Origin of the sequence: Streptomyces sp. NPDC056373 (assembly GCF_042262425.1) — a bacterium.
Lineage (GTDB): Bacteria > Actinomycetota > Actinomycetes > Streptomycetales > Streptomycetaceae > Streptomyces.
Genome location: NZ_JBHJPX010000006.1, coordinates 347,618 through 366,148, shown reverse-complemented (window position 1 = coordinate 366,148; position 18,531 = coordinate 347,618). Strand labels below are relative to the sequence as shown.

Here is an 18,531-nt window from a genome sequence, read left to right as displayed (position 1 = left end):
GCAGTGCTCGACCTCGACCGTCTGCCCCTGTCCCGTAAGCAGTTGCGTTCGATCGGCCAGGCCACCGCGCGCGTCAACATCTGGCACGGTTCCGTTCGGTCCGGCAAGACGATTGCGAGCCTGCTCGCGTTCGTGATCGCCGTCGCCACGGCGGGCCCGTCCGGGCTCATCATCATCTGTGGCAGGAGCTTGCAGACCATCGAGCGCAACGTGTTCGAGCCCTTGCAAGACGCCGCCCTGTTCGGGCCCCTCGCACGGCACGTACACCACACCCGCGGCGCCACCACGGCAACGATCCTGGGGCGCACCGTCCACCTGATCGGCGCCGCGGACACCCGCGCCGAGGGCCGCCTACGAGGACTCACGGCGCAGCTCGCCTACGTCGACGAAGCCACGTTGCTCCCCGAGGGTTTCTGGACGCAGCTACTCGCCAGGTTGAGCGTGCCGGGCGCCCGCCTGTACGCCACGACCAACCCGGACAGCCCGCGGCACTGGCTCAAGACCGGGTATCTCGACCGCGCCGGCGAGCTCAACCTCAGAGCGTGGCACTTCCGCCTCGCCGACAACCCGTCGTTGTCGCCCGAGTACATAGCCGACCTCACCGCCGAGTATGTCGGCCTGTGGCGACGCCGCATGATCGATGGGGCGTGGGTGGTCGCAGAGGGCGCCATCTACGACATGTGGGATGAGGGCGCGCACGTCGTCGACTCCCTGCCCGACATGCGCCGCTACTGGTGCGGTATCGACTACGGGACCACGAACCCGTTCTCGGCGATCCTGCTCGGCGAGGGCACCGACGGCCGCCTCTACGTGTGCGGCGAGTGGCGGCACGACTCCCGCGCCGCGCACCGCAGCATGACCGACGCGCAGTACAGCGCCGCACTGCGCACGTGGCTCGACCAGTGGCGACCACCGGGCGCCGACGCGGACAGCCCCGCGGGCGTCACGCCCGAGTGGACGTTCATAGACCCGAGCGCAGCGTCGTTCAGTACGCAGCTATGGACCGACGGACACCCGGGCCTCGCCCGCGCCACCAACGACGTAGCCGACGGCATCCGCAGCGTGTCGAGCCTGCTCGCCGCCGGCCGCCTACTGGTGCACCGCTCATGCGACGGCCTGCTCGGCGAGCTCCCCGGTTACAGCTGGGACCCCAAAGCCACCGAACGCGGCGAAGACGCCCCGCTGAAAGTCGACGACCACAGCGCCGACGCGTTGCGCTACGTCGTGCACTCGACCGCGCACGAGTGGCGGCACCTGCTTACCGCGCCACGCCCCACCGACGAGGAGGCCGCCGCATGATCCTGCCCCGCGTTCACGTACAGCTGGACCGGCGAACGCCAGGCCGCGGGCGCGTTGTCGTCGACGGCCGCCGGCTCCCCGGAGTGCGCGCCGTCGAGACCCGCCACGAAGCCGGCCGGCCGCCCCGCGTCGTCGTCGAGTTCAACGCGGCCGAGGCAACCGTCGAGTACGTCGACGCCCTCGACGACGCCCAGGAGGTGAGCCCCGATGGCACTGCCCAGTGACGGCGCCCAGTGGCCGCCCCCGGCATGGGCCCCGTTCTACCGCGCCATGCGCGTTGACGACGCTTGGTACAGCGGCGACCGGGCCCGCCTCGAGCGCATCTACGGGTACGCCCCGGAGGCCCGCGAGCGCCGGAAGTTGTGGGGACGCCGCTCGACCGAGCACCGCATGCGTAAGAGGGAGACGCGCCTACACGTGCCCCTCGCGGGTGATATCGCCCGCACGTCCGCCGACATGTTGTTCGCCGACATGCCGGCGATCCGAGTCGAGGACGCCCCGACACAGGCCCGCCTCGAGCAGCTGCTCGACGAGGGCAGCGTGCAAGAGACCCTGCTCGGCGCCGCGGAGCAGGCCGCCGCCCTGTCGGGCGTGTTCCTGCGCGTGACGTACGACCGCGACCTCGCCGCACGGCCGTTGCTCACCGTCATGCAGCCGGACGCCGCGGCGCCCGAGTTCAGGTTCGGGATGTTGCGTGCGGTGAACTTCTGGCAGGAGTTGACCGGCAGCACCGAACACACCGTGTGGCGGCACATCGAGCGGCACGAACCCGGGCGCGTCGTGCACGCGCTGTACGAGGGCGGGCCCGACACCATCGGCCGCCGCGTGCCCCTCGCCGAGCACCCCGACACGGCCGACCTCGCCGAACAGGCCACCCTCGACGACGACGGCGAAACGGCAATCCCGACCGGAATCACGCAGCTCACCGCGGCCTACGTGCCCAACATGCTGCCCAACAGGCTGCACCGCTCGAGCCCCGTCGGGCGCAGCGACTACGCCGCCGTACACGACCTGTTCGACGGCCTCGACACCACATGGACAAGTTGGATGCGCGATATCCGCCTCGCCCGCGCGAGGCTGATCGTGCCCGACGGGTACCTCGAGAGTCAGGGCCCCGGGCAGGGCGCATCGTTCGACGACGACCGCGAAGTGTGGGCAGGTCTGCGGATGCCGCCCAACGAGGGCGCCGGGATCACCCTCGCTCAGTTCGAAATCAGGGTCGAGGAGCACCGCGCCACCGCACAGAGCATCGTGCAACAGGCCGTGCAGACCGCCGGATACGACGCCCACAGTTTCGGCCTCGAGGGCAGCGACGGCCAGCCCGTCACCGCGACGCAGGTCGACGACCGCCGCGCCCGCGGACTGATCACCCGGAAGAAGAAGGCCGGGTATTGGCGGCGAGCCGTCGCCGACATGCTGCACGTTCTGTTGCAGGTCGACGCCGCCCAGTTCACCCCGGGTATCGCGCCCGCGCGCCCGCGCGTTGAGTTCGGTTCCGGGGTCGCCGAGTCCGAGCAGCAGACGGCGACCACGCTCGACCTGCTCGCCCGGGCGGGCGCAGTGTCGACCGCGACGAAGGTGAAGATCCTTCATCCGGATTGGGACGACACCGCCGTAAAGCGCGAGGTCGCCGCGATCCTGGCCGAGACCGGAGCAGGAGCGCCGGACCCGGGCGACCCGGGCGGCACGTACCCGCTCGCCGCATGAGCCGACGGGGGGTGAGCCCATGCCGATCCATCCGGGCATGGTCGAGCCCCTCGCCGAGCGCACCCGCGACCTGTACGCCGATGCCGAGTTGCGCCTGTTGCAGATCATCGCGCGTCAGTTGGCCGACGGCCTCGAGGCGCCCGGTTGGGCCGAGCGCAAGCTCGCCGCCGTCCAGGCACTCAGGCGCAGCGCACAGAGTGTCGTCGACGAGCTCGGTAAGGCCGTCCGCCTCGACGTGTTCGACGCCGTAGCGGAGTCCTACAACCGCGGGCACCGCGCCGCGGTCGCCGAGCTCGGCGCCCTGTCCGACCGGGCCCGGCAGCTGGTCGACGACGTGACGCCGAACGCACAGGCCGTCGACCGCCTCGCCGTCGAGGCCGTACAGCTGGTCACGGCGACGCACCGCTCGATTCTGCGCGCCGTCGTCGACGGGTTCCGGGCAATCGTTGCGGAAGTCACCGCCACGCCCCTACTCGGCACCGGCACCCGCCGCCACGCCGCACAGGACGCCATGCGCCGGTTTGCCGACCAGGGCATCACGTCGTTTGTCGACCGCGCCGGCCGCCGCTGGTCGCTCCCTGTCTACGCCGAAATGGCCGTACGCACGTCCGTCGCCCGGGCCGCCACGGAAGCGCACGCGCGCACGCTCACCGACGCCGGTATCGAGCTAGTCGTCGTGAGCGATTCCCCGCGCGAGTGCCACCTCTGCCGGCCCTGGGAGGGCCGCGTGTTGACGCTCACCGGCCCGGACGGCGAGCGCACGGTCGAGGTCGAGCACGCCCTCGAGGACGGCCGCATGGTCCCCGTACGCGTCGCCGGATCGCTCGAGGCCGCCCGCGTTGCAGGGCTGCAACACCCCAACTGCCGACACAGCGTGTCCGCGTACACGCCCGGATTGACCACCGTCGAGCAGGCCAGCAGCGACCCGGACGGGTACGAGGCCGGCCAGCGACAGCGCGAGATCGAGCGGCACATCAGGAAGTACAAGCGCCGCGCCGCCGCCGCGACCAACGCGCAGGAGAAGCGCGCGGCCGAGGGCAAGGTGAGGCAGTGGCAGAAGGCCATGCGCGACCACCTCGCCGCACACCCCGACCTACGCCGCAACCGCACCCGCGAGCAGGACGGCGCCGGCAACCTCCCGCCCGAGCAGCGCACCCGCGCCCGCGGGCAGGACACGCCCCCGCCCACCGCGCCGACGGCCGAGCAGGTCGAGCGGGCCCGCGTGTGGTCCGGCGACGAGCAGACCGTACGCGAGATGAGCGACGACCAGCTCGCCGCCGCCCTGCGTACCCCGCTCGACGACCGCGCCCGCGCCCGCATCGAGGCCGAGCTCGACCGCCGCGACCTCGAGCAGCTGCTCGACCGTGCCGCCCCCGGCGGGCAGCTGGTCGACGACCTGCTCGCCCTGTCCGACGACGACCTCGCCCGCGTGTGGCCGCACGTCGACGAGGCCGACCAGCTGCGCATCATGGCGGAGACCGACCGACGCGACCGCGCCGGCCAACTCCCCGCCGCGCGCCCCGATCTGGTCGGCCTGTCCGACGACCAGCTCGCCGCCCGCTACCGCGACGCCGGCCACGGCCCGGAGGCCGCCGCGATCGCCGCGGAGGCCGCCCGCCGCGACCTGCTCGCCCGGTTCTTCCCCGGCGGGCAGCTGCTCGACGACCTCGCCGAGCTCGGCGAGGATGACCTCGCATGGTGCATGCAGTACGCCACCGCGGCCGAGCTCGACCGGATCGCCGCCGAGTTCGACCGCCGCGAGGCCGTCGAGCTACCGGCGCCGGCCGACACCGGTAACGCGGTCGACGACCTGCTCGCCGACCGCGACGCCCTCGCCGACGCCATGGCGCCGGCCCCCGACCCCGAGCAGTGGGGAGCGCTCGCCGAGGACGACGAGTTTTGGGGAGGCGTGCAGGAGGCCGCCGCCAAGCTGCACCGCGGCGACGACGACGGCGACCAGGAGCAGGACGAGCGGCGACTCATCACTCGCCGCGAGGCCCGCGCCCTGTACGACGAGTACGTGTATCGGCAGTACCTCGCCGCCGAGGACGCCTGTAACGGCTACCTGCTCAACGCCAAGGCCAAGGCCGCCAAGATCAACCCGGCAACCCTGTTCAGCGGGCCCGCGCGCATTGCGTATGCGCGCGCGTCGGATGAGCTGAAAGAGTGGTGGGCCGAACATGGGCGACTTACTCAGGCCGAGTTCATCGAGCAAGTAACCGGCCAGGCCCAACGTTGGGCCGCGGGCGCCCGCAAGAACGAGGCCGACGAGCAGAACAAGAGGTGACGGTATGGGCGCGCGCGAGGAGATCACCCGGGCAGTCACGGCCGGCCGCGAGGCAGGCGACCGCGGCGACCCGCCGACCGCGTGCCCGTACCCCGCGTCGTCGACGCTGCGTACCGCGTGGATCAGGGGATACGCCGAGCGGCGCCCCTTGTCCGCGCAGCCCGAGCGCACCGACTAGCACGCACCACTGACAACGGCGCACCGCGCCGACATACAGACCTCGAGGGCCCGCCCAGTGCGGGCCCTCGCGCATGCCCGCGCATGGTCCGCCAGGAGCGGCCCGCGGGCGTGCAGGGACGGCCGCCAGGAGCGGCGCCCGCCAGCAGTGCCACAGGCCCGCCAGGAGCGGGCCCCGACCAGCCCCAGGAGGGCGACCCCATGAGCGACGACAACGGCACCGGCCAGCAGGGCAACCAGGGCGAGCAGGGCACCGGCCAGCAGGCCGGGCAGCAGGGCGGGCAGCAGGGCGGGCAGGACCCCGCCGGCACCGCGCCCCCGAACGGCCAGCAGGCCCCGCAGCAGAACGGCCAGCAGGCCGGCCAGCAGGGCGGCGAGGGCGACGACCCCGCGGCCCGTATCGCGCGGCTCGAGGCCGAGCTCGCCGACGCCCGCAAGGAGGCCGGTAAGAGCCGGACCACCGCCAAGCAGCGCGCCGCCGAGGAGGCCCGGACCGAGCTCGCGCAGCAGATTGGGCGAGCGCTCGGTTTGGTCGAGGACGACACCCCGCCGGACCCCGACCAGCTCGCGCAGCAGCTCGCCGCCGAGCAGGCCAAGGCGAAGGCGACCGCCGTCGAGCTCGCCGTGTTCCGCACCGCGCCGGCCGCGGGCGCCGATGCCGACGCCCTGCTCGACTCCCGCCAGTTCGCCGATTCGGTCGCCAACCTCGACCCGTCCGACGCCGAAGGCATCAAGGCCGCCATCAAGGCCGCCGTGAATGCAAACCCTCGCCTCGCCGCCCAACAGCAGGCCCCCGGAGCGACGCGCAGCGGCGCCGAGTTCACCGGTGGTGGAGGCAGCGAGGTCACGCCCGCTCAGTTCGCCGCCATGAACTACGCGCAGCGGGTCGAGCTCATGACCAACGACCCCGACACGTACCGGCGCCTCGCCGGATCGTGATGCCCGGCGCCCGCCGGGCGACTCCCACATACCGCCCGGCAACCGCGCCGGCACACCCGTAAGGAGGGCCCATCGTGGCCGAGACCACCGCCGCCAATCTGATCGTTCCCGAGGTCTGGGGCGATCTGTCGCAGGCCCGTTTCACCGGAGCCGTGCGTGTGCTCACGTCCGGCGCCGTGCAGCAGGACGACACCCTTGTCGGCCAGCCGGGCGACACGATCAACTTCCCCAAGTGGGGCCGACTGGGGGAGCTCGACGAGCTCTCCGAGGGCGTGCCCATGACGCCCGAGGCCATGACGCAGGACGCCAGCCGGGCGACGATCAAGGAGGCCGGTAAGGCCGTCGAGATCACCGACAAGGCCCTGTTGACCGGACTCGGCGACCCGCGCGACGAGGCACAGCGACAGTTCGGTCTACTGGCCGCGCGCAAGGTCGACGCCGACCTCATCGCGCAGGCGCAGGCCGACGAGACCGCGCAGGGTGGCGGGAACCCGTACCGGTTCACCACGGCCGCGGGGAAGACCGTGTTCACGTGGGGTGACGCCGTCGTGCCCGCCCTCGCGCAGTTCGGCGACGAATGGGACCCGGCGGAGTTCGCCGGGATCTACCTCAACTCCGCGCAGCAGGCGCAGGCATTCGCCGACCCGCAGTTCATCGACGCGAGCAAGCTCGGAGGCGAGTCCCCCGTGCGCACCGGCCAGGTCGGCGCCATCGCTGGTCTGCCCGTGTTCATCACGAACCGGATCGCCGCCGGGAAGTTTCTGATCATGAAGCGGAACGCGCTCGGCGCCCTCTACAAGCGGCGCCCGATCGTCGAGACGGACCGCGACATCCTCAAGCGCACGACCGTGGTCACCACGAACGTGCACTACGCCGTCAAGCGCCTCGATGACAAGGGCGTCGTCGTCGGCACCCTCGCCACCGCCTGAGCAGGAAGGAGGGCGCCGCCGTGATGCTGCGCCGCTACCACGACACCGCGCCGGACGACACCGGGCCGGACGGCGACAAGCCGGCCGGCACCGAGCCGGACGGCACCGACGACGCCCCGCAGGCCGACAAGCCCGCGGGGCGTTCCCGTTCCCGGAAGACCAAGAGCGGGGGGTGACCGATGGCCGCCCGCGTCTACGCCACCCCCGAGCAGTTGACCGCGTGGACCGGGCAGCCGGCCCCGCCGGACGCCGACCGCCTGCTCGCCCGCGCCAGTGAGGACGTAGACGACGCGCTTGTCACGGCCGTCTACGACACCGACGCACTCGGCATGCCGACCGACCCGCGCATCGTGCAGGCCCTCGCCGAAGCGACGTGCGCACAGGTCGAGTACCAGCAGGAGACCGGCGACACCGGCACCGGCGCCGCCGGCCGGTGGGACTCCGTATCCATCGGCCCTGTGTCCCTGTCCGGCCGGAAGGACGGACCGACGGCCGCGGGTGACGTGGACCTCGCCCCGCGGGCGCACCGCGCCCTGCGCCGCGCCGGACTGGTGCCGGGGGTGATCTGGTGAAGGTCCCCGCGTGGCTACTGCGCCACCGCGTCACCGTCGAGCCGTACGCGGGTGACTCCGCGTACGGGCCGACGTACGGGCCGCCCGTCGAGGGCGTGCCCGCCCTGGTGACCCTCACCGTCAAGACCGTGCGCGACCGCGAGGGCCGCGAGGTCACCAGCAGCGCAACCGTGATCGCCGGCCCGGACCTCGACTGTCCGGCCGAGTCTCGCCTCACCCTGCCCGACGGCCGCACCACCCGGGCGATCGCCGTCGCCAAGCACACCGCGCCGGGCCTACCCGTGCCGGAATCCACGGAGGTGAGTTGCGAGTGACCCAACGCGCCCGCCTCAACTGGAACGGCGCCGCCGCCCTACGCGGCACCCGGGCCGGCGCCCTGCGCGGCCTACGCGTCGCGGCCGAACACGTGCTCACCGAGTCCCGCAAGGTCGTGCCGATCGAAGAGGCCACCCTCGAGCGATCCGGAGTGGCCACCGTCGACGAGTCGTCGCTCACGGCCGCAGTCAGCTATGACACCCCGTACGCCGTGCGTCAGCACGAGGAGTTGAACTACCGGCACGACCCGGGCCGAACGGCGAAGTACCTCGAGCGTCCGCTCACCGAGGAGGCCGCCACCGTGGCCGCGATCATCGCGGCCGAGCTGCGGAGGTCGCTCCGTGGCTGATCTGCTCGACGGCCTCGCCCGGTACCTCGCCGCCGCCGGCCACGTCACCTACCGGCCCGACGGCACCGGCGGCGACCTGTTCATCGAGGACATGCCGCCCACCCCCGATACCGCGGTCGGCCTGTGGCTGTACGACGGGCCCGCCCCCGACGCGCTCAACGCCTACGACACCCCGCGCCTACAGGTACGCGCCCGCGGCGGGCCCGACCCGCGCACCTCGCGGGCCCGCGCATGGGCGATCTACAGCGAACTGCACGGCCTCGCGGGCGTCGAGCTCCCAGACGGGACGTGGCTCACCCTCGCCGCCGCGCGCGGCACACCGGCCCCCATGGGCCGCGACTCATCCGGCCGGCACGAACACGTCGTGAATTTCGACCTCGACGTGTCGGCCCCCACCAAGCACCGAACCGAGTAAGGAGGCGCCCCCATGGGACGGCCCATCGATGCGCGCGGCTGGATTTTCGAGGTCGAGGACCACACCGCGCCGAACACGTTCATACCCCTGCGCAACCTCAACAGCTGGACGCACAATCCCGGCGAAAACGAAGAGACCGCGGACACGACCAATTTCGACTCGAACGGCTACTACGAACAGGACGTGATGCAGCGCGGCGCCACGATCCAGGTTTCCGGCCAGTACGCCGCGACGAACGGCACCCGCGACCCCGGACAGCTCTACATCGACGAGACATGGGCGTATCTGCTCGGCGAGGAGTCCCGCGGGCGCATGCGCTACCGGCACACCTCACAGACCGAGTGGACCCTGTGGGACTGCACCGTCACGCCGGGCGAGCAGGGCGGCGAGACGAACGCAAAGACCAGCTGGGCCGCGACGTTCACGCGGTGCGGCGCCCCGACGACGGCCCCCGTGGTGGTGACGCCGTGACCAACCTCGACGACGACGGCGACCTCGAGGGCGTGCGCGAGGTCGCCGACTTTGACGCGTTCTTCGCAGAGCAGGGCGAGCAGGAACCCGAGGGCGTACCGCTCAAGCTGTACGGCCGCACCTACACCCTGCCCGCCACCCTGCCCGCCCTGTTCACGCTCCAGCTGCACCGCGTGCAGCACTCGGCGCGCCCGGAGGACATCCGCCGCCTGCTCGCCTCCCTGTTCGGCCCGGATGCGGTCGACCACTGGACCGAGCGCGGCATGTCCGACCGGCAACTCGGAATCGTCCTGCTCTGGGCGACGGCGAACGTCGCCGACCCGGGCACGGTTTCGATGGAGCGCGCCGCGCAGCTGTACGACGAGCGCGAGCAGGCCAAGGCACAGGGAAAAGCCCGACCGCGGCCGGCCAAGCCCAAGAGCAGCAAGGGCAACGGCAGCAAGAAGCCGCGGAGTTCTGGCAAGCGGTAGTCGGCCACTGGGCCGCCGTCGAGGCTGACCTCGCCCGCGCGTACGGCCTCGACGCCGAGCAGGTCGCCGCCCTGTCCACGCGCCGCATGGTCGTGCTGCTCGGCGGCCTACCGGGCGATGCCCGATTCCCCGACCTGTGGCGCCGGACGCCGCGCACGGTCACCGACCCGGCAGAGATCGCCCGACTCACCGGGCGTTGACCAGCAACCACAACTGAACACGCGCCCGGTCGGGCGCCGATGGGGGGTGCACAGTGGCCCTCACAATCGGCGAGCTGGTCGGTTTTATCGACCTCGACGACACCGGGGCGCAGCAGGGCGTAGCCCGCACTGAGGCCGCGATGGCAGGGCTGCAACGGGACGCCGACGGCCGCCTGAGGGACATGCGTGGTCGGTTCGCCGCGGCGGGCGCAGAGATGGGGGGTGCGCTCGGCGACGGCATCGGCGGGGGCGCCGAGGAGGCCGGCCGCGGCCTCGCGGGTATCGGGCCGATGCTCGGCGCCGCGGCGACCTCAACGAAGCTGCTCGCCGGTGGTGCGGTCGTCGCGGCCGGCGCCCTGGCCGCCGTGCCGCTCGCCGTGATCGGACTCGGCGCGAAGGTCCTCGCCGAAAACGAGCAGGTCAAGGGCGCATTTTCTGATCTGGGCGAGCACGTCAAAGGCCAGATGCAGGAGCTCGCGCAGCCTCTTGTGAAGCCGTTCGTTGCTGCGGCCGATCAGCTCGGCGGCATCTTTGACGACCTCGCCCCACAGATCGGACAACTGTTCGAGGGCGTGGCGCCGCTGGTCGAGCCGCTCGTGTCCGGCATCGGCGCGCTTGCCAAGGGCGCCATGCCCGGGTTGGTGGCCGCGGTCGAGGCTGCCGGACCCGTGATCGATGCCCTGTCCACTGGACTCGGCGCGGTCGGCGAGGGCATCGGGGGAGCCCTCGAGGGGATCGCGTCCGGGGCCGGTGGCGCCGCGGAAGGACTCGGCGGCCTGCTCGGCGCGGTCGGCGAGATCCTGCCCGCGGTCGGCCAACTGATCGGCACACTCGCCGAGGCCGGCGGGCCCGTGCTCGCCGCCGTGGCGAAGGCCCTCGCGCCGGTGGTCACCGGACTGGCCGACGCGCTCGGCCCCGCGCTCGCCGCCCTGGGCCCGCCGCTTGAGACGTTCATCGGCGCCCTAGGTGACGCCCTGGTGCCGATCATTGGCGAGCTCGGCCCCGTCCTCGCCGCGCTCGCGCAGACGTTCGGCCTGGTGCTCGAGGGCGTGTCACCGATCCTGCCCGTGCTGGGGCAGCTGATCGCCGCCGTACTGCCCGTGTTCGCTGAGCTGCTGACCGCCCTACAGCCGCTCTTGATCACGCTGGGCGACGCATTCGCGCAGATCATGACGGCCCTGGCGCCGCTCATGCCGATCATCGGCCAACTGCTGATCGCGGCCCTGAGCGCCCTTATGCCGATCCTCACGCCGTTGATTGATCTGGTGGGCAAGCTCGCGCAGGTCTTCGCGGGCGTGCTCGCCGAGGTGATCACCAGCGTGGTGATTCCGGTGGTGCAAGCCATCGTTGCGTTGCTCCGCGGTGATTTCGGTAAGGCGTGGGAGCTCGCCAAGCAGGCCGTCACGAACGCCGGCGAGCTGATCGGCGAGATAGCGAACAAGATCGGCGAATGGGTCGGTAAGGGGATCTCCGCCGCCGTCGCGTGGCTGCAAGGTCTGCCCGGGCGGGCGTATGAGGCACTCGCCCCGCTCGCCGGCCGGATGCTCGAGCGGGCAACGACCGCCCTTAACCGCTTCAAGGAAGGCGTCGTCAACAAGGCGACAGAGGCTATCTCGTGGATGCGAGGTCTGCCCGGGCGCCTGTCGTCCGCGCTCGGCAACCTGGGATCACTGCTGGTCAGTAAGGGTCAGGACGTGGTCCGCGGCCTGTGGAACGGCATCAAGTCCATGGGTAGCTGGTTGCGCTCAACCCTGATGAGCTGGGCGAAGGATTTGATCCCCGGGCCGATCGCCAAGGCACTCGGGATCGCCAGCCCTTCCAAGGTCATGGCGCGCGAGGTCGGCCGCTGGATTCCCGCGGGTGTCGTCAAGGGCATCCACAGCGGCGAAGCCGCGGTCGCCCGCGCCATGTCGTCTCTGGTCACCCCGCCGGCCCTGCCCACGCTCACGCCCGCCTACGCGGGCCCGGGCGCGGATGCCTCGCCGTTCGCCGCCGCCGGCCCGGCCGGCGCCCTGGTGCACGTCGAGCACTGGCACGCCGCAGAGAACGGCGGCCCCGATGACAACGCGCGGGCCCTCGAGTGGCTCGCCAAGGCAAGGGGGTGAGCCGGTGGCAATCGGCGACCGGGTGACCATCCCCGGGCACGTGCAATACGGCGACCTGTTGCTCGGCCCGGGCACCCCCTACCGGTGGCGCCGGATCACCGGATGGGGCGACCTCCCCGCCCTCGACTCCGGCACGACTCCCCGCGCGGGCGCACACGGGGCGTTCCCCGGGCAGCTGCTCGCACAGGCCCGCACGATCGGCCTCGACGGGTTGACCGTGCGGGCGCCGGCCGCCCGTATCGGCGAGGTCGTCGGCGCCCTCGAGGACGCCACAGGGCCCGTCGTCGACGAGCTGCCGTTCGTCGCATGGCTCGACGAGCGCGGGCCCCTGCTCGCGTACGCGCGCGTCGTGCGGCGCGCCGTGCCGGCCGACAAGGGGTACCGAGTCGGCACGATCACCGGCGGGGCGCTGGAGTTCGAGGCGACCGACCCGCGCCGCTACGAGATCACTGAGCGCACCGCGTCGACGACCCTTCCTACGTCCGAGCAGGGCCTCGACTGGAACGACGACGAGGGCGCCGGGCAGGGCCTCGACTGGCCCCTCGCGTTCGGCGAGGTCGGTTCCACCGGCGCCCTGTCCGTGACGAACGCCGGCCGCGCCGAGACACACCCCGTGATCGTCTTCCGCGGGCCCGTGGTGCGACCGTCCCTGATCAACGTCGCCACGGGCGACACGCTCGAGTACGACCTACCCCTCGCCGCGGGTGACGTGCTCGAGGTCGACACCCGCGCCGGCACGGTCACCCTCAACGCGACCGCCTCGCGCCTGGACCGCGCCACCTCGCGCAGCGTGCCCGAGCAGACGTTCACGCTCGCCCCCGGCACGACGAGCCTCGCCTTCCGCGCCGCGCCCGAGTCCGACCCCGCCGCTTCCGTCGTCGTGCGCTTCCGCTCGGCCTACTGGTAAGGAGAACCCCCCGTGACCGTGCGCCCCGCATGGCTGCTGCTCGGCGGCACCGCCGCCGGGCAGACCCGAGAAGACACCCGCCTTGCCCCCGTCGGGACGTACACCCCCGAGTCGCCCATGCGCACCCGCGACGGAGTGATCCCCGGCGGGAACCCGTTCGCCGCCACCGGTGCGGGTGCCATGTCGGTACAGGTCGGTATCGGCCGCGCCGTCGTGCAGGGCACCGACGCGCAGGGCGCCTACCCGATCGCCGTCGACGCCCCCGAAGTGCTGTCGTTCACCGACGGCGACGCCCTGTTCGACCGCATCGACTCCGTGATCCTGCGCGTCTATGACCAACTGTTCGACCAGGGCGGGCAGAACCTCGCGCGCCTCGAGGTCGTCGTCGGCACCGCCGCCGGCACCCCCACCGCGCCGACCCTGCCCGCGTCGTCGCTGCGCCTGTGGGACGTGCGCGTACCCGCGGGCGCGTCCGCGGGCGTGGGCGGTATCAACTGGGCGAGCGCGCTTACCGACCGGCGCCGGTACACCGTCGCCGTGGGCGGCATCATCCCGCGCGCCGCGGCCGGCGAGGCCGGCGCCTACGACGGCCAGTACCGCGACAACGGCGGCACCCTCGAGCGCTGGGACGCAACCGACGCAGTATGGGAGACCTACCGGCCGCCCGAGCTCGCCGCGCAGACGATCACGACCGGCGCCGTCACCGCCACCGGATGGACCCTGAGCAGCTTCGAGGCCCGCCGCCGTAACGGCGTCGTGCAGGTACTCGGCTACTGGACACGCAGCGGGGCGACGCTGCTCGCGAACCCCAACATCGCCGACACCCTGATCGCCACCCTGCCCACCGGGTGGCGCCCCGTCGTGCTGGTCGAGGCCACCGCATCGAACGGCTACGGGTCCGGCGCCGCTGCCATCGGCGGCGACGGGAAGATCACGCTTCGCGCATGGGCCGGTGGCGGCCCGGACCGCACCGACAACGCGCTCGAGAAAGACACGAACCTGCGCGTATCCGCGACGTTCGTGCAGTAGAGGGGGCGTGCCTGTGGCTACCGCGCCGCCCTATCGCATGGTCTTCACCGACCTGCGCAGCGACACCGTGCTCGACGCCCTGCCGGTCGCCTCTGTCGCCCTCGACGACTACATAGGCAAGACCGGCAGCATGCGCGGCACCGTGCCGATCCCGAACCGCGAGATCGCCGACCGGGCCCGCCGCGCCCTGGTGCCCGGACGTACGGGCGTATGGGTCGAGCGCGGGCGCGAAGTCTGGTGGGGCGGCATCCTGTGGACGCTCGCCCTGGCATCCGACCGCCGCGGATTCCTCTCCGCTCAAGTGCAGTGCGGAGGCTGGGAAAGCTACCTGTACCGCCGCCTGTTGTTCGACACCCTCACCGCGACCGGAGTCGACCAGTTCGACGTAGCGCGCGAGCTGGTCGACTACGCGCAGAACACCGAGGGCGGGAACATCGGGATCACCTACGACCCCGGTGTGTCGGGCGTGACCCGCGACCGTACGTTCCTGCGCTACGACCTCCCCAGCATCGGCGACCTGCTCGACGACCTCGCCGCCATCGAGCAGGGTTTCGAATGGCGCATCGCCAGCTACCGCGACAGCGACGGCCGGCGCGTCAAGCGTCTCCAGCTGGGGCATCCGGTCATCCGCACCGGCACGGCCGAGATCGTGCTCGACCACCCCGGGCCGGTCCTGTCCTACTCGTGGCCGACCGACGCCACCCGTAAGGCGAACGCGTGGCAGTCCCGCGGCGCCAGCGTCAACACCAACCAGGCCGCCGGCTCTTACCCGCTCATGTCTGGCCTGCTGGTCGACGACGCCAATATCGCCGCCGGGTGGCCGCGCCTCGACGGCACCAGCGATTACACGACCGTCGAGAAACAGGGCACCCTCGACGCCCACGCCCGCGCCGACTGGACCGCCGCCCGCGACCCCGTGCAGATACCGGAGGTCGAGGTACTGCTCGGCGGGAACATCACGCCGGCCCTGCTCGGCGCCACCGTGCGCCTACGCATCCGCGACCTGTGGCACCCGACCGCGCTCGACGCCCGGTATCGCGTCGTCGGCCTGTCCATCTCCCCGCCCGAACGAGGCCGCCCCGAAACGGCCCGCCTGTTTCTGGAGGTCCCCTAGTGCCGTACGTCCCACAGGATGTACTCGACCGCCTCGCCGCCCTCGAGCGTCAGGTAAGACAGCTCGCCGGCCGCGCGAACATCCGCCCCGCCATGAACCAGATTTTGAACGGCGACGTGCGGATCGGCGAGGGCGGGCAACTGTTCGTTGCCGCGCCCGGGGGCGTGCAACACCTGCTGGTCGGCCACCTCAGCACCGGCTACGGCGAGCGCGAATACGGCGTCGTCGTCCGCCGCCGCGACGGTTCCCTCGCCCTGTCCATCTGGAACGGCGAAGACCCGGACCAGCCGCAGGTTTTCCGCGTGAAGGACGCGCAGGGGCACGACCTGTTGACCGAGGACGTAGAAAAGGGCGGCCTCTATCGGCCGTGGCTGCCACTCCCGGAACTGGCCAACGACGACGTAACCAAGTGGCCGAACACGTCGAGCACTTCATACACGGTGGTCGAGCAGGGCAACGCATATACGCAGCACCCGCGCATAGAGGCCCTGATCTCCGCGGCCGGAAATGGCACGGTGCGTCTGCTGATCGATGATCAGGCCGTCGCCACGGTCACGAACAACACCATCGACACCACCGTTTCCGTGCCGAATTACGAATTCGGCAAGCGCGTAAATATCAAGGTCGAGGCCCGTGCAGCCACGGCCGGAACCCCGATCTACGTCAAAACCCGTTATCTGTACGGCGTCGGTTCGGCCGGATAACCAGAAAGGAGGGCCGCCGTAGTGCTGCCTGAGGGAATCCCCACCGTGACCGTCACCGGCCGCTATCTGACTCCCGACGGCCGGCCCCTGTCCGGTCAAGTCGTATGGCGAGCGCCCGCGCTGCTCACGTTCGCTGATCACGACGTGATACTCGGCGGGCCCGTTACGGTTCCGCTCGACGAGCAGGGCCGTTTCGAGGTCGAGCTACCGGCCACCGACGCCCCCGGCATGAACCCTGCCGGATGGTCGTACAGCGTCGCCGAGCAGTTCGCGGGCGTGCCTCAGAACCGCGTCTTCAACGTGCTGTTGCCGGCCGCGGCGCCCCAGGTCGACATAGCCGACCTCGCCCCGACCGACCCGACCACCCCGAACTACGTTGCCGTACACGGCGACAGCGCGTACGAAATCGCCGTCGCCCACGGCTACACCGGCACCGAGACGGAATGGCTCGCCTCCCTGGTCGGCCCGACCGGGCCCGCCGGATCGGTCGACACCGTGAACGGCAAGACCGGGCCGGCCGTGCAGCTCACCGCGCCGGACGTGGGCGCCGTGGCCGCCACGAACGGCACCGCTACCGGCTCACTCGCCCTCGACGGCCCCACGGCCACCTACCGGCCGTTGCGTCTCCAGACAGCAGGTGTCGACCGGTGGCAGATCCAGACGGACGGCATAGCCGAGACCGGAGGCAACGCCGGATCGAACCTGCGCATCAGCTCACGGACCGATGCCGGCGCCGATAACGGCGTCGCGTTCTACCTGCGCCGCAGCGACCGGCGGGCAGGGTTCGGCACCACCTCGCTACTCGGCGGCGCCGCAGTCACCGTGACCGGCTCCGTAGGCGTGACCGACCTCGCCACCGACCCCGCCACCGGAGCGAACGGCGCGCAGTTCTACAGCAAGGCCGGCAAGGCGTACATCCGCCAGGGCGACGGCGCGATCGTGCCGATTACCGCCGCCAGCACATCCCCGGGCGTGTTCAACGTCGCCAACTATGGAGCGGTCGGCAACGGCACCACCGATGACACCGCCGCGATACAGGCCGCCCTCGACGCCGCGTACGCCGCCGGTGGCGGCACCGTCGTGTTCCCCGGGGGGAAGACGTACGCGATATCGACGTTCCTCGCCGTGCGGGCGCGTACGACGATTTGGGCATACGGCGCGACGATCAAGGCCATTGGCACCGTCGGCCTGTTGCGGAATTTCCTCACCACGGAAACGTTCGCCGCCTACAACGGGCACTCCCAAATTCGTGTCCTGGGCGGCACATGGGACGCGAACGCGAACGACGGGACCACGGGCACCGTCACGGGCATGACGAACGCACTCAACTTCGTGCACGCCCGCGATATCACCGTTCGAGACGCCACGATCCGCAACGTGTCCAGCGCGCACGCCCTCGAATTTAACGCGGTCGACGGCGGGCGCGCCCTCTACTGCCGATTCGAGGGATTCCGCGACAACTCCGGTAACGGATCACGCAGCTTCGCCGAGGCAGTGCAGATCGACATTTCCGTATCCGGCAGCAGCAGCATCGGCGATTTCGACGGCACGGCGAGCAAAAACATTCTCGTCGAGGGGTGCTACTTCGGCGCCTCCGACCGGTGCGGCCCGTGGGGGCGTGCGGTCGGTTCCCACACCACCCGCGCCGCCACCTACTACGACAACGTGCAGGTGATCGGGTGCCGCATCGACGGCACGCTCCAGGAGGGCATCCGCGGGTACGCGTGGCGCCGCGTTGTGATCAGCGACAACATCATCACCGGTACGGGCCTGTCCGGGATCAAGCTCACCGTTCCCGACCCCGCGACGGCCGGCTACACGCTCACCCCCCGCACGGCCACGATCGCCGACAACGTGATCGAGAACAACGCCAATGAGGGCGCGATCAGGGTCGAGGGCATCGGCGCCGCGACCGTCGCCGCAACATCGATCACCGGCAACACGACCCGCAACAGTGGATCGGTCGGCATTCACTGTGACTACGCCCCACACGTCACGATCACCGGCAACACCGTGGATACGACCAGCGGCACGGGCATCCTCGCGCAGAACGGCGACTTCCCGACGATCACCGGCAACACCGTGCGCGCCGCGGGAAGTAACGCCATCAACGCATCCGGCGCTGTAGGCGGCACGATCTCGGGCAACACCGTCGACACCACGGGCTCGAACTTCGGCATCTTCGCCGGCCCGTCCGGCGCGAACATCAACTCTTCCGGGCTGCACATCACCGGCAACAACATCACCGCCGCGTCGTCCGCCGGTATCCGTCTGTCGACGAACACGACCGGTTGCACCGTCACCGGCAACAAGGTGCGCAAGGGCAACGGCACCACGGCCAACGGGATCAGCCTCGCCGCGTCCGCCACGGGCGCAGTGATCGCCGGTAACGACTTCTCCGGAAACGGATGGTCCGCGAGCGTGGCCCTGTCTGTGTCGACCGCGGCGCCCGTCCTCGACTGGGCCGGCGGCACTACCGCGCCGGGACACAACCGCATCTGACCGCGCCGCACCCCTCGAACCGCACGCCCCGGCACCGCGC

The 18,531-nt window shown here is 71.4% G+C and carries 20 protein-coding genes; all 20 read left to right on the top strand.

What is annotated here, in order from left to right; translation table 11 throughout:
- The first annotated feature begins 3 nt into the window (after positions 1-3).
- Positions 4-1,299: a PBSX family phage terminase large subunit gene (locus ACFCXS_RS15330; RefSeq protein ID WP_376643721.1), complete on the top strand. Its 1,296-nt coding sequence runs from the start codon at positions 4-6 to the stop codon at positions 1,297-1,299.
- A complete protein-coding gene (locus ACFCXS_RS15325) occupies positions 1,296-1,523 on the top strand; it encodes a hypothetical protein (RefSeq protein ID WP_376643720.1) in 228 nt (75 codons plus the stop codon). The genes ACFCXS_RS15330 and ACFCXS_RS15325 overlap by 4 nt, the downstream gene beginning before the upstream one ends.
- Complete coding sequence (locus ACFCXS_RS15320) at positions 1,507-3,006, top strand: phage portal protein (RefSeq protein WP_376643719.1); 1,500 nt, start codon at positions 1,507-1,509, stop codon at positions 3,004-3,006. The genes ACFCXS_RS15325 and ACFCXS_RS15320 overlap by 17 nt, the downstream gene beginning before the upstream one ends.
- Before the next feature lie 19 nt (positions 3,007-3,025).
- The gene (locus tag ACFCXS_RS15315; RefSeq protein ID WP_376643718.1) at positions 3,026-5,293 is read left to right on the top strand and encodes a phage minor capsid protein; all 2,268 of its coding nucleotides are present in this window, start codon (positions 3,026-3,028) and stop codon (positions 5,291-5,293) included.
- 4 nt (positions 5,294-5,297) lie between these two features.
- Positions 5,298-5,471: an Rmf/CrpP fold protein gene (locus ACFCXS_RS15310; protein ID WP_376643717.1), complete on the top strand. Its 174-nt coding sequence runs from the start codon at positions 5,298-5,300 to the stop codon at positions 5,469-5,471.
- 200 nt (positions 5,472-5,671) lie between these two features.
- Positions 5,672-6,409, top strand: a complete 738-nt coding sequence (locus tag ACFCXS_RS15305; protein WP_376643716.1) for a hypothetical protein — start codon at positions 5,672-5,674, stop codon at positions 6,407-6,409.
- Between the two features lie 74 nt (positions 6,410-6,483).
- Positions 6,484-7,338, top strand: coding sequence for a N4-gp56 family major capsid protein (locus ACFCXS_RS15300; protein WP_376643715.1), 855 nt, complete (start codon positions 6,484-6,486; stop codon positions 7,336-7,338).
- A gap of 20 nt (positions 7,339-7,358) precedes the next feature.
- Positions 7,359-7,514, top strand: a complete 156-nt coding sequence (locus tag ACFCXS_RS15295; RefSeq protein WP_376643714.1) for a hypothetical protein — start codon at positions 7,359-7,361, stop codon at positions 7,512-7,514.
- 3 nt (positions 7,515-7,517) lie between these two features.
- Positions 7,518-7,910 (top strand): hypothetical protein, encoded by a 393-nt coding sequence (locus ACFCXS_RS15290; RefSeq protein ID WP_376643713.1) that lies wholly within the window; start codon positions 7,518-7,520, stop codon positions 7,908-7,910.
- On the top strand, positions 7,907-8,224 hold the full coding sequence (locus tag ACFCXS_RS15285; protein WP_376643712.1) for a hypothetical protein: 318 nt from the start codon (positions 7,907-7,909) through the stop codon (positions 8,222-8,224). The genes ACFCXS_RS15290 and ACFCXS_RS15285 overlap by 4 nt, the downstream gene beginning before the upstream one ends.
- The gene (locus ACFCXS_RS15280; protein ID WP_376643711.1) at positions 8,221-8,574 is read left to right on the top strand and encodes a hypothetical protein; all 354 of its coding nucleotides are present in this window, start codon (positions 8,221-8,223) and stop codon (positions 8,572-8,574) included. The genes ACFCXS_RS15285 and ACFCXS_RS15280 overlap by 4 nt, the downstream gene beginning before the upstream one ends.
- Positions 8,567-8,989 carry a minor capsid protein gene (locus ACFCXS_RS15275; RefSeq protein WP_376643710.1) on the top strand — a complete coding sequence of 141 codons (423 nt, stop codon included), beginning with the start codon at positions 8,567-8,569 and terminating at the stop codon, positions 8,987-8,989. Before ACFCXS_RS15280 ends, ACFCXS_RS15275 begins: the two co-directional genes overlap by 8 nt.
- A 12-nt stretch (positions 8,990-9,001) precedes the next feature.
- Complete coding sequence (locus tag ACFCXS_RS15270; protein WP_376643708.1) at positions 9,002-9,460, top strand: phage tail tube protein; 459 nt, start codon at positions 9,002-9,004, stop codon at positions 9,458-9,460.
- Positions 9,457-9,930 (top strand): hypothetical protein, encoded by a 474-nt coding sequence (locus tag ACFCXS_RS15265; protein WP_376643707.1) that lies wholly within the window; start codon positions 9,457-9,459, stop codon positions 9,928-9,930. The genes ACFCXS_RS15270 and ACFCXS_RS15265 overlap by 4 nt, the downstream gene beginning before the upstream one ends.
- 253 nt (positions 9,931-10,183) lie before the next feature.
- Complete coding sequence (locus ACFCXS_RS15260) at positions 10,184-12,235, top strand: hypothetical protein (protein ID WP_376643706.1); 2,052 nt, start codon at positions 10,184-10,186, stop codon at positions 12,233-12,235.
- A 4-nt stretch (positions 12,236-12,239) separates the two neighbouring features.
- A complete protein-coding gene (locus tag ACFCXS_RS15255) occupies positions 12,240-13,142 on the top strand; it encodes a hypothetical protein (protein ID WP_376643705.1) in 903 nt (300 codons plus the stop codon).
- Between the two features lie 12 nt (positions 13,143-13,154).
- Complete coding sequence (locus ACFCXS_RS15250; RefSeq protein ID WP_376643704.1) at positions 13,155-14,171, top strand: hypothetical protein; 1,017 nt, start codon at positions 13,155-13,157, stop codon at positions 14,169-14,171.
- Positions 14,172-14,184: 13 nt separating this feature from the next.
- On the top strand, positions 14,185-15,285 hold the full coding sequence (locus ACFCXS_RS15245; protein WP_376643703.1) for a hypothetical protein: 1,101 nt from the start codon (positions 14,185-14,187) through the stop codon (positions 15,283-15,285).
- Positions 15,285-15,989 (top strand): hypothetical protein, encoded by a 705-nt coding sequence (locus ACFCXS_RS15240; RefSeq protein ID WP_376643702.1) that lies wholly within the window; start codon positions 15,285-15,287, stop codon positions 15,987-15,989. Before ACFCXS_RS15245 ends, ACFCXS_RS15240 begins: the two co-directional genes overlap by 1 nt.
- Before the next feature lie 45 nt (positions 15,990-16,034).
- A complete protein-coding gene (locus ACFCXS_RS15235) occupies positions 16,035-18,491 on the top strand; it encodes a right-handed parallel beta-helix repeat-containing protein (protein ID WP_376643701.1) in 2,457 nt (818 codons plus the stop codon).
- Positions 18,492-18,531 lie beyond the last annotated feature (40 nt).

Bases quoted from the DNA above. Each gene is read 5' to 3' on its own strand.
- ACFCXS_RS15320 (WP_376643719.1), top strand. From the start codon at position 1,507: ATGGCACTGCCCAGTGACGGCGCCCAGTGGCCGCCCCCGGCATGGGCC.
- ACFCXS_RS15315 (WP_376643718.1), top strand. From the start codon at position 3,026: ATGCCGATCCATCCGGGCATGGTCGAGCCCCTCGCCGAGCGCACCCGC.
- ACFCXS_RS15290 (WP_376643713.1), top strand. From the start codon at position 7,518: ATGGCCGCCCGCGTCTACGCCACCCCCGAGCAGTTGACCGCGTGGACC.
- ACFCXS_RS15325 (WP_376643720.1), top strand. From the start codon at position 1,296: ATGATCCTGCCCCGCGTTCACGTACAGCTGGACCGGCGAACGCCAGGC.
- ACFCXS_RS15270 (WP_376643708.1), top strand. From the start codon at position 9,002: ATGGGACGGCCCATCGATGCGCGCGGCTGGATTTTCGAGGTCGAGGAC.
- ACFCXS_RS15305 (WP_376643716.1), top strand. From the start codon at position 5,672: ATGAGCGACGACAACGGCACCGGCCAGCAGGGCAACCAGGGCGAGCAG.
- ACFCXS_RS15310 (WP_376643717.1), top strand. From the start codon at position 5,298: ATGGGCGCGCGCGAGGAGATCACCCGGGCAGTCACGGCCGGCCGCGAG.